Origin of the sequence: Streptomyces sp. NPDC046759, from assembly GCF_040645475.1 — a bacterium.
Classification (GTDB): Bacteria; Actinomycetota; Actinomycetes; order Streptomycetales; family Streptomycetaceae; genus Streptomyces.
This window is the reverse complement of record NZ_JBEYYJ010000043.1, coordinates 50174-64876: the sequence shown is the minus strand read 5'-3', so window position 1 is coordinate 64876 and position 14703 is coordinate 50174. Positions and strand designations below refer to the sequence as shown.

Here is a 14703-nt window from a genome sequence, read left to right as displayed (position 1 = left end):
CGGTTACATTCCGAACCCGGAAGCTAAGCCTCACAGCGCCGATGGTACTGCAGGGGGGACCCTGTGGGAGAGTAGGACACCGCCGAACAATTCTTCAAAAAGGTCGGATCCTGAACTTCGGTTCGGGGTCCGGCCTTTTTACGTTTTCCTTAACGTGTCGTTCATGTGGCGCCCCCAGCATCCAGCACATGGGAACTGCTGCAATGCTCAGGGCCGCCGGCGTCGGAGTCGGCGACGAGGTCGTCGTACCTGCCTTCGGGAACGCCGAGGTCGCCGAGGCCGTGACCCTGGCCGGCGCGCTCCCGGTGTTCGCCGACATAGACCCGGTGACCTACTGCCTCGACCCCGACGCTGTCGAGGCAGCCGTAACTGCGCGCACCGCGGCGGTCGTTGTCGTACACCGCTTCGGACGGCTGGCCGACATTCGGCGGTTGCACGAGCTCGGGCAGCGGCATGGGGTGCTGGTGCTGGAGCAGGGCGAGTCAGAGGCGCCGTACGACGAGATAGCGCAGCGCAGGGAGCGGGCCGCCTACCTCGACGCCAAGCTGAAGGGCGTGCGGACGCCCGACGGCGGCGACGGGCACACCTATCAGCAGTACGTCGTGCGGGTCCCGGGGAACGGCCGGCCGGACCGCGACGCCTTCGCGCTGGCGCTGCGCGCCAAGGGAGTTGAGTGCCGGGCCCCGGTCAAGACGCCCGTGCACAGGCTGCCGGAGTTCCGTCGCTGCGTGTCGCTGCCGCAAACCGAACTGGCCGCCGACGAGACGCTCACGCTGCCCGTGGACGCCACGCTCACCAAGCGGGAGATGCAGCGGATCGTGTCCGCGTGCAATGCGCTCGGGGGACTGCTGCAGCCCGCCTACTGATCGGGTCCCGAACGAATTTGGGAAGTCGGGCCCGCTCGGGGTACAGTTTCTTCGTCGCCGCGAGGGAAACCTCGAAAAGGACAGGCCCCTATAGCTCAGTCGGCAGAGCGTCTCCATGGTAAGGAGAAGGTCAACGGTTCGATTCCGTTTGGGGGCTCCAGCAAAAAGGCCTCACCCTTCCGGGTGAGGCCTTTTTCATACCTGATGCCGCCCTATACGTCCTTGTGGATCCCCGGCACGCGCATGGCCAGGATCGCCATGTCGTCCGATGGTGCGTCCGACGCGAAGCGTTCCACCGCACGCATGATGCGCGCCGCGACCGCGCCCGCCGTCAGACCGGTGCACGTCGTGAGGACGTCGGCGAGGCCGTCGTCGCCGAGCATGCGTGGGCCCTCGCGGCGCTCGGTGACGCCGTCCGTGACACAGAGCAGCACGTCACCAGGGTCGAGGGTGACCCTCTCCTCGTACAGCTCCAGGTCCTCGATCACGCCCAGCAGCGGCTGCGGTTCGGCGGCCGCCGTCACCGTGCCGTCCTGGCGCAGGCGGAGCGGCAGCGGGTGGCCGGCGCAGACCACCTTCAGCTCGGCGCTGCCGTCCTCCTGTGGGCGCATCTCTCCGTAGAGGAGGGTGAGGAAGCGGCTGCGGTCGCCCTCGTCCAGGATCGCGGAGTTCAGGCGCTGCAGGACCGCCGGCCCGGAGAGCCCCTCGCGGGCCAGCAGGCGCAGGGCGTGCCGGGCGAGACCGGTGACCGCCGCCGCGTTCGGGCCCGTACCGCAGACGTCGCCGATGGCGAAGCCGTAGGCGCCGTTGCCGATCGGGAAGAGGTCGTAGAAGTCACCGCCGACCTCGTTGCCCTCCCCGGCCGCTCGGTAGATGACCTCGACCTCGACGCCTTCGATGTGCGGCGTGCCGGGCGGGAGCAGACTGCGCTGCAGGGCCTGGCTGATGGCCGTGCGCTCCGAGTACAGACGCGCGTTGTCGAGGGCGAGGGCGGCGCGGCGGGACAGGTCCTCGGCCAGTTCCAGGATCTCCTGGCGGAAGTGTTCGTCCGCGGGCTTGCCGAGGACCAGCATGCCGATGACGCGGTTGCGGGCGACGAGTGGCAGGACGACCGTCTCGCCGCCGACCGCGGAGGCCGTCGCGAGGGTCGGGCCGATGCTCGAGGAGATCTGGTGCGGGGGTCCGCCGGCCAGGCCGAGGCTGCGCATCGAGCTGCGCAGGGCCGCCTGGTGGGCGACCTCGCCCGGGATCGTCCAGACGCGGGCGCCGGGCGTCGGCACCGGGTCCGGCGGCGCAACCTTCGACAGCAACGACTTGATGCCGTCGATGAGTTCCTCGTCCTCGTGCAGGACGTACGAGAGATACGGCTCGGAGGCCTGGTCGGCGATCGTGTACACGGCGCACCAGGTCGCCAGGGTGGGGACCGTCATCTGAGCCATCAGGGCCAGCGTCTGATCGCGGTCCAGGGTGCCGGCCAGCAGGTCGGACGCCTCGACCAGGAAGCTCAGGGAACCGCGGCGCAGCCGCTCCAGCTCGCCCAGGCGGGCCGACTCGACGGCCAGGGCGATACGGTCGGCGGCGAACTGCAGACGCAGCGCCTCCTCGTTGGAGTACCGGCCCGGGGCCTCGGCCGCGACGCCGAGCGAGCCCGTGAGGCGGCCCTCGACCTTCAGCGGGACCGTGACGACCGAGCGCATGCCGGTGCCGACGAGCAGCGGTACGGCGCCCGGGACGGACATGAGGTCGTCGTGGACGGCCGGCATGCGCGCGGAGCCGTAGCGGCCGGGACCGGCCTCGACGGGCACGCGCGCGAAGCGCTGGCGGGCGGAGGGCAGGCCGGTGGAGGCCCGCACCTCCAGTTCGGTCTCGTCGTCGGTGGCCAGCAGCAGAAACGCGGAGTCGCCGTCGAGCATGTCGCGGGCGCGCTCCACCGTGCGCTGCAGCAGACCGTCGAGGTCGTCCGGGGCGGGGGAGCCGATGAACACCTCGAAGGGATCGGTGCTCTGGCCGTCGGACTGCTGGGCCTGGTCGGTCGCCGGCACCCGCTGCGGTGTCTGCAGGACGGCGCGTTCGTGGTCGCGCACCAAGAGGCAGACGGTGGAGGGTTCGCCGCCGGTGTCGCGGACTCTGAGGTGGGAGGCGTAGACCGAGGCCACCCGGCCGTCGGCGCCGCGGATGCCGTAGGTGCCCTCCCAGCGGGAGAGCTGCAGGGCCTCGGCCACGCCGGTGCCGGTACCCGGGGTGTGCGGCCAGGCGGCCAGTTCGGTGAGGGGCCTGCCGATGACCTCGGCGGCCGTATGACCGAACAGTTCTTCGGCGTCCTCGTTCCAGGAGGTGATGGCACCCTTCCGGTCGACCTGGAGGACCGCCACGCGCACCCGGCCGTCGGCCAGCGGCAGCAGGTCGGCGGGGAGCGACGGGCCGGCGGTGCGGGTGCCGACCGGCCGTTCGGGGAGGTTGAGCTGGAACCAGACGTGCTTGTGGGTGGGCGTGTAGTCGACGCCCCAGCGGGTGGCCAGGGCCGCGCAGAGCTGCAGGCCGCGGCCGCCCTCGCGGTCGGGGCTGCCCATGGTGGCGGGGGCGTTCTGGAGGGGGACCTCGCGTTCGGGGTAGCGGTCGGAGACCTCGATGCGCACGCCGTCCTCCGTGCGCAGGCACAGGACGTCCGCGTGCGTGCCCGCGTGGACGACCGCATTGGTCACCAGCTCGCTGGTGAGGACCACGGCGTCGTCGACGATGTCGGCGAAGCCCCAGCCCTGGAGGGTGTCGCGGACGAAGGACCGGGCGGTCGCGACCGATCGCCCGACGGGCTCGAAGGTGGCGGCCGCGCGCGCGGTGATCACAGAACTCCTCGACCGGTTGTCTACGTGCAGGGCTGCGTGGCCGGCCGGCTCGCACCGCTGCTGCGGCATCAGCTCGCCCGTCGGCTGTGGCTCCGGGGGCTGTCCCCCGGGGATGACTCCGGTGGTCATGGTCTGCGGCCGCCCTCCGATGCCCGCTCGTTCTCGTGCCACCGCCCAAGCCGGTCGGACCGGTGCGGCTGGACAGCCGCATGCAAGGTTACTTACCTTCGCCGTCCGAGCGGATGCCGGTCGCCGGTGTTTACCCCCCATGGTGTGCGGACGATGTGCGAAGCTGCCGAACTGTTATGGCCTGGTTCGGCCGGGGTGAAACACTGGGCAAGCTTCTGATGAAGGTCCGGTCGGGCTGCGTGCGTTCCGTGTACGACGGGCAGCAGCCTCTGGTGTGGCTGGATCTCGTCTGGCAGAAATACGCAGCAGTAACCGGTACGCGGAAGTAACCGGTATGCCGATGACCGGCACGCCGGGCCGATGCGGCCGAGCACAGCAGTAACGGTCTACCCCTCCGGGAGGGACACAGTGGAGTCTGGCGCGGCGACGCGTGGCACGAAGACGCGCGCGAAAGGCGGACCGTCCCTGGGTAAGCGCGGTGATACCACCGCCGTGGACACGGCTGCCCTGAACCGGCTGCTGGTGGCGCTGGTCGCGATGCGGGACGGGAACTTCCGCAAGCGGCTCACCGTCTCCGGGGACGGCGTGATGTCGGAGATCGCGGCGGTCTTCAACGAGGTGGCCGACCGCAATCTGCATCTCACCGGTGAGCTGTCCCGGGTACGGCGCACGGTGGGACGTGAGGGAAAGCTCACGGAACGGCTGGAGACGGGCGCCTGCGAGGGCTCCTGGGCCGCCGCGATCGACGCCTCCAACGCGCTGGTCGACGATCTGGTGTGGCCGGTGTCGGAGGTCGGCCGGGTCCTCACGGCGGTCGCCGAGGGTGATCTGTCGCCACGCATGGAGCTGCGGACACAGGCCCCGGACAGTGGCAGCGGGCATCCTCTGCGGGGCGAGTTCCTGAAGGTCGGCCGTACCGTCAACAACCTGGTCGACCAGCTGTCGACGTTCACGGACGAGGTCACGCGCGTGGCCAGCGAGGTCGGCACCGAGGGCAAGCTCGGCGGTCAGGCCCGGGTGCGCGGCATGTCGGGGTCCTGGAAGGACCTGACCGAGTCCGTCAACACCATGGCGCGGCAGTTGACCGCCCAGGTGCGCGACATCGCGCTGGTGACGACGGCGGTCGCCCGTGGTGATCTGTCGCGCAAGGTCACCGTGCAGGTCGCCGGCGAGATGCTGGAGCTGAAGAACACCGTCAACACGATGGTGGAGCAGCTGTCGTCCTTCTCCGTCGAGGTGACCCGTGTCGCCCGCGAGGTGGGCACCGAGGGCATTCTGGGCGGTCAGGCGCAGGTGCCGGGGGTGGCCGGCGTGTGGAAGGAGCTGACCGACTCCGTCAACACGATGGCGGGCAACCTGACCGCGCAGGTCCGCGGTATCTCGCAGGTCACGACCGCTGTCGCCAACGGTGATCTGTCGCAGAAGGTGACGGTTCCGGCGCGGGGCGAGGTCGCGCAGCTCGCCGAGACGATCAACCAGATGACCGAGACGCTGCGGATCTTCGCGGACGAGGTCACGCGCGTCGCGAACGAGGTCGGCGGGGAGGGCCGGCTGGGCGGGCAGGCGAACGTGCCCGGCGCCGCCGGTACGTGGAAGGACCTGACCGACTCCGTCAACACGGTCTTCCGGAACCTCACCACGCAGGTGCGGGACATCGCGACCGTGACGACCGCCGTGGCCAGCGGTGACCTGTCGCAGAAGGTCACGGTGGACGTGGCCGGCGAGATGCTGGAGCTGAAGAACACCGTCAACGGGATGGTGGACCAGCTCTCGGCGTTCGGTGCCGAGGTGACGCGGGTCGCGCGGGAGATCGGTGTCGAGGGTGAGCTGGGCGGTCAGGCGCAGGTGCCCGGCGCGGCCGGTGCCTGGAAGGACTTGACGGACTCCGTCAACACTGCGTTCCGCAACCTCACCGGTCAGGTGCGCAACATCGCGCAGGTGACCACGGCGGTGGCCAACGGCGACCTGTCGCAGAAGGTCACCGTGGACGTCTCCGGTGAGATGCTCAAGCTGAAGAACACCGTGAACACGATGGTGGACCAGCTGTCGAGCTTCGCCGACCAGGTCACGCGGATGGCCAGGGACGTGGGTACGGAGGGCCGGCTGGGCGGTCAGGCCCGGGTGGACGGCGTCTCGGGCACCTGGAAGGAGCTGACGGACTCCGTCAACTTCATGGCCGGCAACCTGACGTCCCAGGTGCGGCAGATCGCCCAGGTGACGACGGCCGTGGCGCGCGGCGACCTCTCGCAGAAGATCGACGTGGACGCGCGCGGCGAGATCCTCGAGCTGAAGAACACGATCAACACGATGGTTGATCAGCTGTCCGCCTTCGCCGACCAGGTGACCCGGGTCGCCAGGGACGTGGGTACGGAGGGCCGGCTCGGCGGTCAGGCGCAGGTGCCCGGCGTGGCGGGCGTGTGGCGGGACCTGACCGACTCCGTGAACGGCATGGCCGGGAACCTGACGGCCCAGGTGCGCAACATCGCGCAGGTCGCCACCGCCGTGGCGCGCGGTGACCTCTCCCAGAAGATCACCGTGGACGCGCGCGGGGAGATCCTGGAGCTGAAGAACACCCTGAACACGATGGTGGACCAGCTGTCGTCGTTCGCCCAGGAGGTCACGCGTGTGGCCCGCGAGGTGGGCACGGAGGGCATCCTCGGCGGTCAGGCCGAGGTCCAGGGCGTCTCCGGCACCTGGAAGGACCTCACGCAGTCCGTGAACTTCATGGCGAACAACCTGACCATCCAGGTGCGCAACATCGCCGAGGTCACGACGGCGGTCGCCAAGGGCGACCTGTCGAAGAAGATCACTGTTGACGCCAAGGGCGAGATCCTTGAGCTCGTCACGACGGTCAACACCATGGTCGATCAGCTCTCGAGTTTCGCCGAGCAGGTGACCCGTGTGGCCCGTGAGGTGGGCACCGAGGGCATCCTGGGCGGTCAGGCGCACGTGCCGGGGGTCACCGGCATCTGGAAGGACCTCAGCAACAACGTCAACCTGATGGCCAACAACCTGACCATGCAGGTGCGGAACATCTCCCAGGTGGCCTCGGCCGTCGCCAACGGTGACCTGACCCGTCAGGTGACGATCGAGGCGAGCGGTGAGGTCGCGCAGCTCGCCGACACGATCAACACCATGGTGAAGACGCTGAGTTCGTTCGCCGACCAGGTCACCAAGGTGGCCCGTGAGGTGGGCACGGACGGCATCCTGGGCGGTCAGGCGCACGTACCGGGTGTGGCGGGGACCTGGAAGGACCTCACCGAGTCCGTGAACCAGATGGCGTCCAACCTGACCGGCCAGGTGCGGAACATCGCCATGGTCACCACGGCCATCGCCAAGGGTGATCTGACCAAGAAGATCGACATCGACGCGCGCGGCGAGATCCTCGAGCTGAAGACGACGATCAACACGATGGTCGACCAGCTGTCCAGCTTCGCCGAGGAGGTCACGCGTGTGGCCCGCGAGGTGGGTACCGAGGGACAGCTCGGCGGCCAGGCACGCGTGCGTGACGTCGACGGCACCTGGCGGGACCTGACCGAGTCGGTGAACGAGATGGCCGGGAACCTGACCCGGCAGGTGCGTGCCATCGCGCGCGTGGCGACCGCGGTGACCCGGGGCGACCTGAACCTGAAGATCGACGTCGACGCGTCCGGCGAGATCCAGGAGCTGCAGGACTACATCAACAAGATGATCGCCAACCTGCGTGACACCACGATCGCCAACAAGGAGCAGGACTGGCTCAAGGGCAATCTTGCCCGTATCTCCGGCCTGATGCAGGGCCGCCGCGACCTGGAGGACGTGGCCTCGCTGATCATGAGCGAGCTGACGCCGGTGGTGTCGGCGCAGCACGGCGCGTTCTTCCTGGCGATGCCGCTGATGGAGGGCAAGGACGCCGGGGACGGGGAGGACAACTACGAGCTGCGGATGCTGGGCTCCTACGGCTACTCGATGGGCTCGATGCCGACGTCGTTCCGGCCCGGTGAGGCGCTGGTCGGCACGGCCGCCGAGGAGAAGCGCGCGATCCTCGTGGAGAACGCGCCCAGCGGCTATCTGAAGATCTCCTCGGGGCTCGGCGAGGCGCCGCCGGCGCAGGTGATCGTGCTGCCGGTGCTGTTCGAGGGCAATGTGCTCGGCGTGATCGAGCTGGCCTCCTTCACGCCGTTCACGCAGATCCAGAAGGACTTCCTCAACCAGATCGCCGAGATGATCGCGACGAGCGTCAACACCATCTCGGTCAACACCAAGACCGAGCAGCTGCTGAAGCAGTCGCAGGAGCTGACCGAGCAACTGCGGGAGCGGTCGGCCGAGTTGGAGAACCGGCAGAAGGCGCTGCAGGCCTCCAACGCGGAACTGGAGGAGAAGGCCGAGCTGCTGGCGCGGCAGAACCGGGACATCGAGGTGAAGAACACCGAGATCGAGGAGGCCCGCCAGGTCCTGGAGGAGCGTGCCGAACAGCTCGCGGTGTCGATGCGCTACAAGAGCGAGTTCCTCGCCAACATGTCGCACGAGCTGCGTACGCCGCTCAACTCGCTGCTGATTCTGGCCAAGTTGCTCGCCGACAACGCCGAGGGCAACCTCTCGCCGAAGCAGGTGGAGTTCGCCGAGACCATCCACGGCGCCGGCTCCGACCTGCTGCAGCTGATCAACGACATCCTCGACCTGTCGAAGGTCGAGGCGGGCAAGATGGACGTCTCGCCGACGCGTATCGCACTCGTGCAGCTCGTGGATTACGTGGAGGCGACCTTCCGGCCGCTGACCGCGGAGAAGGGCCTGGACCTGTCCGTACGGGTCTCCCCGGAGCTGCCCGCGACCCTGCACACCGACGAGCAGCGGTTGCTGCAGGTGCTGCGCAACCTCCTGTCCAACGCCGTGAAGTTCACCGACTCCGGGTCGGTGGAGCTGGTGATCAGGCCGGCCGGCGCGGACGTGCCGGTGGGGGTCCGGGAGCAGCTGCTGGAGGCCGGCTCGCTGACCGATCCGGACGGGCCGCTGATCGCGTTCTCGGTGACGGACACCGGCATCGGCATCGCGGCCAGCAAGATGCGGGTGATCTTCGAGGCGTTCAAGCAGGCGGACGGCACGACCAGCCGCAAGTACGGCGGCACCGGCCTCGGCCTGTCGATCTCCCGGGAGATCGCGCAGCTGCTCGGCGGTGAGATCCACGCGCAGAGCGAGCCGGGCCGCGGCTCCACGTTCACGCTGTACCTGCCGCTGCACCCGACCGAGCTGCCCCCGCAGGGCTACCAGCAGTCCGTGCCCCCGCTGGAGGCCGGCGAGCTGCTCGCCTCCGAGGCGGAGCCGTCCTCGGAGCTGTCCTCCGTGGAGATCGAGACGCCGGCCGAGGTGAAGTCGTACCGGGAGACGCAGAACGGTCCCGCGGCGCTCTTCAGGCGCCGGCGGCGGAGTCTGCCGCAGGGCGAGCAGCAGCGGACCGAGCAGTGGACGGCGGTGCCCGAGCAGGACAGCGCGCAGTCCGCGCGCGGGGTGCGGTTCGGCGGCGAGAAGGTGCTGATCGTCGACGACGACATCCGCAACGTGTTCGCGCTGACCAGCGTCCTGGAGCAGCACGGTCTCTCGGTGCTGTACGCCGAGAACGGCCGGGAGGGCATCGAGGTGCTGGAGCAGCACGACGACGTCGCGGTGGTGCTGATGGACATCATGATGCCGGAGATGGACGGGTACGCGACGACCACGGCGATCCGCAGGATGCCGCAGTTCGCCGGGCTGCCGATCATCGCCCTGACCGCGAAGGCGATGAAGGGCGACCGGGAGAAGGCGATCGAGTCCGGTGCCTCCGACTACGTGACCAAGCCGGTCGACCCGGACCATCTGCTGGCCGTGATGCAGCAGTGGATGGGTGGGAATTGACCGGATCGGGTTCCCCGGGTTGTGAACACCCGGGGAACCCTTGGCGTGGGTCCGGAGTTGCCCACTTGATGTGACGGCGAACGTACGACTTAAGGTGGCACCGAACGTATGGGAATGCGGGATTCCGGGAACCATCCCGACCCCCGCCGCGTTTTTGGTGCGTGCACAGTGACATCGCGGTGACAGGGTGTGGCGACGGGCGGGGTGCGGCTACGATGACCGGCACAAGGACGGGCGGCGAAACGGAGTCGTCCCCTGGGGCGGCGCCCGGTGTACCGCCGGGGCGAGGAGGGCGGGCCATGGTGCAGAAGGCCAAGATCCTCCTGGTCGATGACCGGCCGGAGAATCTGTTGGCGCTGGAGGCGATCCTCTCGGCGCTCGATCAGACGCTGGTGCGGGCATCGTCCGGAGAGGAAGCGCTCAAGGCACTGCTCACGGACGATTTCGCGGTCATTCTGCTGGACGTCCAGATGCCTGGGATGGACGGTTTCGAGACCGCGGCGCACATCAAGCGGCGCGAGCGGACCCGGGACATCCCGATCATCTTCCTCACGGCGATCAACCATGGCCCGCACCACACCTTCCGGGGCTATGCGGCGGGCGCGGTCGACTACATCTCCAAGCCCTTCGACCCGTGGGTGCTGCGCGCGAAGGTCTCGGTGTTCGTCGAGCTGTACATGAAGAACTGCCAGCTGCGGGAGCAGGCGGCGTTGCTGCGCCTGCAGTTGGAGGGCGGCGGCAAGGGCGCGGTCGGCGGCAAGGAGTCCGCCGGGCTGCTCGCCGAGCTGTCCGCGCGGCTCGCGGCCGTGGAGGAGCAGGCCGAGGCGCTGTCGAAGCAGCTGGACGACGACTCGGCGGACGCGGCCGCGGTGGCGACGGCGGCCCATCTGGAGCGCAAACTCACCGGGCTGCGGCGCGCGCTCGACGCCCTGGAGCCGGGTACCGGCCCCGGCGGCTCGTCGGTTCCGGCGCAGAACTGACGTACTCCCGGGTGGCCGTTGCCCATGAGCATGCGTCAGTTCCGGTCTCCGTCACGGGCGACACGAACGGGTGAAGCTGTGGGCACACGTGTCCGCTGTCGTCTCCCCCGGTAACCTCACACTCATGGCCTCACGTCCCTCCGCAGCCAAGAAGCAGCCCGCCAAGAAGGCGGCCGCTCCCGCGAAGGCTGGGGCGAAGAAGGCCGCAGCGAAGAAGGCCCCGGTCAAGAGGGTGCCCGCCAAGGCCCCGGCCAGGAAGGCCGCGCCGCCGAAGCCGGCGCCCAGCCCCACCGGGGGCGTGTACCGGCTCGTGCGGGCCCTCTGGCTCGGCCTCGCGCACGCCGTCGGCGCCGTCTTCCGCGGCATAGGGCAGGGCGCCAGGAACCTGGATCCGGCCCACCGCAAGGACGGCGTCGCACTGCTGCTGTTCGGCATCGCGCTGATCGTCGCCGCCGGCACCTGGGCCGATCTGAAGGGGCCCGTCGGCGATCTCGTGGAGATCCTTGTCACCGGTGCCTTCGGCCGGCTGGACCTGCTGGTGCCGATACTGCTCGCGGTGATCGCCGTACGGTTCATCCGGCACCCGGAGCAGCCGGAGGCCAACGGCCGGATCGTGATCGGTTTGTCGGCGCTCGTCATCGGCGTGCTCGGCCAGGTCCACATCGCCTGCGGCTCGCCCGCGCGCAGCGACGGCATGCAGGCCATAAGGGACGCCGGCGGCCTGATCGGCTGGGCGGCGGCCACCCCGCTGACGTACACGATGACCGACGTCCTCGCCGTACCGCTGCTGGTGCTGCTGACGATCTTCGGGCTGCTCGTGGTGACCGCCACCCCGGTCAACGCCGTCCCGCAGCGACTGCGGGCGCTCGGCGTGCGCCTGGGCGTGCTGCACGACCACATGGCGGAGGAGTACACCGGGGACGACGAGCGCTACGACGAGCAGTGGCGCGAGGCGCTGCCCGCGCGCCCCCGTAAGCGCGCGTCCGCCCCCCGGACGTACGACCCCGAGGGCGCCGAGGCGGAGGCGCTCTCGCAGCGCCGGGGCCGCCCCAGGCGCTCCGCGGTGCCCCAGCCGGACCCACAGCGCCAGCTGGACCCCGTGGACTTCGCCGCGGCCGCCGCTGCGGCGCTCGACGGCGCGGTGCTGCACGGCATGCCGCCCTCCCCGCTGGTCGCCGACCTCACCCAGGGTGTCAGCGTCGGTGACCGCGAGGAGACGACTCCGGTCCCGAGCCCGGCGCCCGCGCCGGACCCCGCGCCGTCGCAGGTCCCGGCCGCGCGCCCCCGGCAGGACAAGCTCCAGCCCGTCCCCGACCTCACCAAGAAGGCCCCCGAGGAACCGCGCGACCTGCCCCCGCGTGCCGAGCAGCTCCAGCTGTCCGGGGACGTCACCTACGCGCTGCCCTCGCTGGACCTCCTCACGCGCGGCGGTCCGGGCAAGGCCCGCAGCGAGGCCAACGACGCGGTCGTCGCCTCGCTCACCCAGGTCTTCACCGAGTTCAAGGTCGACGCCGCCGTCACCGGCTTCACCCGCGGCCCGACGGTCACCCGCTACGAGGTCGAGCTCGGCCCCGCCGTGAAGGTCGAGCGGATCACCGCGCTGACCAAGAACATCGCGTACGCCGTCGCCAGCCCGGACGTGCGGATCATCAGCCCCATCCCCGGCAAGTCCGCGGTGGGCATCGAGATCCCGAACACCGACCGGGAGATGGTCAACCTCGGCGACGTGCTGCGCCTCGCGGAGTCCGCCGAGGACGACGACCCGATGCTGGTCGCCTTCGGCAAGGACGTCGAGGGCGGGTACGTGATGCACTCGCTGGCGAAGATGCCGCACATGCTGGTCGCCGGCGCCACCGGCTCCGGCAAGTCGTCCTGCATCAACTGCCTGATCACCTCGGTGATGATGCGGGCGACCCCGGAGGACGTCCGGATGATCCTGGTCGACCCCAAGCGCGTCGAGCTGACCGCCTACGAGGGCATCCCGCACCTGATCACGCCGATCATCACCAATCCCAAGCGGGCGGCCGAGGCCCTGCAGTGGGTCGTACGCGAGATGGACCTGCGCTACGACGACCTCGCCGCCTACGGCTACCGGCACATCGACGACTTCAACCAGGCCGTCCGCGAGGGCAAGGTCAAGCCGCCGGAGGGCAGCGAGCGCGAGCTGCAGCCGTACCCGTACCTGCTGGTGATCGTGGACGAGCTGGCCGATCTGATGATGGTCGCCCCGCGCGACGTCGAGGACGCGATCGTGCGCATCACCCAGCTCGCGCGCGCGGCCGGCATCCATCTGGTGCTCGCCACCCAGCGCCCGTCGGTCGACGTGGTCACCGGTCTGATCAAGGCCAACGTGCCCTCGCGGCTGGCGTTCGCCACCTCCTCGCTCGCCGACTCCCGGGTCATCCTCGACCAGCCCGGCGCCGAGAAGCTGATCGGCAAGGGCGACGGGCTGTTCCTGCCGATGGGCGCGAACAAGCCGACCCGCATGCAGGGCGCCTTCGTCACCGAGGCCGAGGTCGCAGCCGTCGTACAGCACTGCAAGGACCAGATGGCGCCGGTCTTCCGGGACGATGTCACGGTCGGCACCAAGCAGAAGAAGGAGATCGACGAGGACATCGGCGACGACCTCGACCTGCTGTGCCAGGCGGCCGAGCTGGTCGTCTCCACCCAGTTCGGGTCGACCTCGATGCTCCAGCGCAAGCTGCGCGTCGGCTTCGCCAAGGCCGGGCGGCTCATGGACCTCATGGAGTCCCGCAACATCGTGGGACCGAGCGAGGGCTCCAAGGCACGTGACGTTCTTGTGAAGCCTGACGACCTGGACGGCGTGCTCGCCGTGATTCGCGGGGAGTCTGAGGGGTAGGGCGAAGGGTCGTCCGGAAGGCGCCGGTTACGCCGGGTGGGCGGCATCGTGATCCACCCGTTAGGGATCGGCGGGCAACCGTTTCCCTTCGCCGTACGTCCAGTTGAGCGAAAGGACAGATGGGCATCCCATCATGGGGTACCTGCCTGTCGAATCATAGGAATGTCCGGCCATTCCTCTGGTGCACAAAGTCCCGTCGCCCGGTTGCCCCACCCTTTCGCCCCACCCCTAGACTGAGCTTCCAGCATGGTGGCTACACGCTCGAAAGGCGCCCCCGTGTCCATCGGCAACTCCCCTGAAGACGAGCGTCCGTTCCGAGACGAGTCCCAGGAAGCCCGTGTCTCCGTGGGCCGCGCCCTGCAGCAGGCGCGGATCGCGGCCGGGCTCACCGTGGACGATGTCAGCAGCGCCACACGTGTCCGTATCGCCATCGTGCACGCCATGGAGGCGGACGACTTCGCCCCTTGCGGCGGCGATGTGTACGCCCGCGGGCACATCCGCACGCTGGCCAGGGCCGTCCACCTCGATCCCGCACCCCTGATCGCCCAGTACGACGCCGAGCACGGCGGCCGTCCGGCCCCCACCCCGGCTGCGCCGCTGTTCGAGGCCGAGCGGATCCGGCCCGAGCGGCGGGGGCCGAACTGGACCGCCGCCATGGTCGCCGCGATCGTCGTGGTGATCGGCTTCGTCGGCTTCACCGTCGTCAAGGGCGGCGGTTCGAGCAACGATGCGAAGTCGCAGGTCGCCGGGGGCGGTGGTACGCCCGCGGCGAGCAAGTCCGCCTCGCCCACGCCGAAGAAGGACAAGCCCGCCGCGCCGAGCCCCGCGCCCTCCGACAGCGCCATCGCCGCCGCGCCCCAGGACAAGGTGACCGTCCAGGTCAGCGCGCCCAACGGACGCAGCTGGATCTCGGCCAAGGACCACAACGGCCGGATGCTCTACGACGGGCTGCTGGACAAGGGCCAGTCCAAGACCTTCCAGGACAGCTCCAAGATCAACCTGATCCTCGGCGACGCCGGCGTGATCGAGCTGTACGTCAACGGCAAGAAGATCGACGACAACTTCCAGCCGGGCGCGGTGGAGCGCCTGACGTACACGAAGGGCGACCCTGTCGCGGGGTAGGCGTCCTGGCGAAGGGCAGGGTGACGGGGTCGGCC

Annotated in this window: 6 protein-coding genes, 1 tRNA gene and 1 rRNA gene; 7 read left to right on the top strand and 1 reads right to left on the bottom strand. The window is 69.6% G+C overall.

Annotated features, from left to right (window positions below; all coding sequences use genetic code 11):
• From rrf to ABZ919_RS38040, 3 genes are all read left to right on the top strand, one after another.
• Positions 1 to 88, top strand: a 5S ribosomal RNA gene (rrf, locus tag ABZ919_RS38050); the annotation flags it as partial.
• A gap of 115 nt (positions 89 to 203) precedes the next feature.
• A complete protein-coding gene (locus tag ABZ919_RS38045) occupies positions 204 to 866 on the top strand; it encodes a DegT/DnrJ/EryC1/StrS family aminotransferase (protein WP_361257769.1) in 663 nt (220 codons plus the stop codon).
• 84 nt (positions 867 to 950) lie between these two features.
• Positions 951 to 1026, top strand: a tRNA-Thr gene (locus ABZ919_RS38040).
• Between the two features lie 52 nt (positions 1027 to 1078).
• On the opposite strand, the gene ABZ919_RS38035 is transcribed toward ABZ919_RS38040, so the two are convergent.
• On the bottom strand, positions 1079 to 3838 hold the full coding sequence (locus ABZ919_RS38035) for a SpoIIE family protein phosphatase (protein ID WP_361257760.1): 2760 nt from the start codon (positions 3836 to 3838) through the stop codon (positions 1079 to 1081).
• A 408-nt stretch (positions 3839 to 4246) separates the two neighbouring features.
• Between ABZ919_RS38035 and ABZ919_RS38030 the strand changes: the two genes are divergently transcribed.
• From ABZ919_RS38030 to ABZ919_RS38015, 4 genes are all read left to right on the top strand, one after another.
• Positions 4247 to 9706, top strand: coding sequence for a HAMP domain-containing protein (locus ABZ919_RS38030; RefSeq protein WP_361257757.1), 5460 nt, complete (start codon positions 4247 to 4249; stop codon positions 9704 to 9706).
• Between the two features lie 299 nt (positions 9707 to 10005).
• Positions 10006 to 10686 carry a response regulator gene (locus tag ABZ919_RS38025; protein ID WP_361257754.1) on the top strand — a complete coding sequence of 227 codons (681 nt, stop codon included), beginning with the start codon at positions 10006 to 10008 and terminating at the stop codon, positions 10684 to 10686.
• Between the two features lie 124 nt (positions 10687 to 10810).
• Positions 10811 to 13546 carry a DNA translocase FtsK gene (locus tag ABZ919_RS38020; RefSeq protein WP_361257751.1) on the top strand — a complete coding sequence of 912 codons (2736 nt, stop codon included), beginning with the start codon at positions 10811 to 10813 and terminating at the stop codon, positions 13544 to 13546.
• Between the two features lie 276 nt (positions 13547 to 13822).
• The gene (locus tag ABZ919_RS38015) at positions 13823 to 14668 is read left to right on the top strand and encodes a RodZ domain-containing protein (RefSeq protein ID WP_361257748.1); all 846 of its coding nucleotides are present in this window, start codon (positions 13823 to 13825) and stop codon (positions 14666 to 14668) included.
• The last annotated feature ends 35 nt before the right edge of the window (positions 14669 to 14703 follow it).

Bases quoted from the DNA above. Each gene is read 5' to 3' on its own strand.
- ABZ919_RS38020 (WP_361257751.1), top strand. From the start codon at position 10,811: ATGGCCTCACGTCCCTCCGCAGCCAAGAAGCAGCCCGCCAAGAAGGCG.
- ABZ919_RS38045 (WP_361257769.1), top strand. From the start codon at position 204: ATGCTCAGGGCCGCCGGCGTCGGAGTCGGCGACGAGGTCGTCGTACCT.
- ABZ919_RS38025 (WP_361257754.1), top strand. From the start codon at position 10,006: ATGGTGCAGAAGGCCAAGATCCTCCTGGTCGATGACCGGCCGGAGAAT.
- ABZ919_RS38035 (WP_361257760.1), bottom strand. From the start codon at position 3,838: ATGACCACCGGAGTCATCCCCGGGGGACAGCCCCCGGAGCCACAGCCG.